We start from the raw sequence: 1,001 nt of genomic DNA on the forward strand, positions 1-1,001 counted from the left end.
TCCATCTTTTCCTTTTACATAAATCTGTTCTAAAATCCCTTTATTAAGTTCTGATACAACCCTTTCAGAAAGAGATAAAATAGCAGCACCCATTGCAGCAGCCCTTTCTTCATCATATCCTTCGTTAAATGTAGATGCTATAGAAAGCCCATCGGGACTTATTAAAATTGCACCTTCAGCTCCTGTATTAAAAACCAGCTCTTTTAAAATTTTTTCAAATTTATTCATGACAACCCTCTTAAATTAATGTCTTAATAAAGATATTATAATATATGAATTATGATATTTCAGAAAAAAAATATCTACTTTAAAATAATATTCTCAACAGCATCTAATATATCTTCTGCAACATAATCAGCGGTTGTTTCATTGATATATTTAATTCCTTGTCCTGTTTTTACTAAAACAGCTTTTATTCCTTCCTTATGTGCTGCCTTAATATCTGTTTCTTTATCTCCAATCAAAAAAGAGCTTGAAGGGTCTACATTAAACTCTTTTATTCCCTGTTTTATCATCCCACTTTCAGGTTTTCTGCAATCACATTTCATAGTAAGTTCTGGAATTATACCTTCAGGATGATGGGGGCAGTAATAAACTTTGTCTATTTTTATACCTTCTTTTTCAAAAATTGAGAGCATATGCTCTGTTATTTTCTTAAAATCTTCTTCAGTATAATATCCAACAGCTATACCTGATTGATTTGTAACTACTAAAAGTTTAAACCCAGCTTCCTGAAGTTTCTTCAGGGCAGGAAAAACCTGCGGATATATTTCAAAATTTTCCACTTTATGAACATATCCATAATCTTTGTTAATCACGCCGTCCCTGTCTAAAAAAACAGCCTTTTCTTTCAATCTATTCTCCTTAAACTTATTTCTAATAAATGATAAAATAATATCTCAAAAGTATCCAAGAGGTAAATTAATGCCAAAAAGAACAGATATCCACAGGATTCTCTTAATTGGTTCAGGACCTATAATTATTGGACAAGCAGCAGAATT

The 1,001-nt window shown here is 31.0% G+C and carries 2 protein-coding genes; both read right to left on the bottom strand.

What is annotated here, in order from left to right:
* The coding region (locus tag HG1285_RS00045; protein WP_008289772.1) for a roadblock/LC7 domain-containing protein at nt 1–228 on the bottom strand (228 nt) is incomplete at its 3' end.
* A gap of 74 nt (nt 229–302) precedes the next feature.
* Nucleotides 303–854 carry a D-glycero-beta-D-manno-heptose 1,7-bisphosphate 7-phosphatase gene (gene gmhB, locus HG1285_RS00040; RefSeq protein WP_008289773.1) on the bottom strand — a complete coding sequence of 184 codons (552 nt, stop codon included), beginning with the start codon at nt 852–854 and terminating at the stop codon, nt 303–305.
* Nucleotides 855–1,001: the final 147 nt, after the last annotated feature.

The sequence above is a fragment of the Hydrogenivirga sp. 128-5-R1-1 genome (assembly GCF_000171895.1).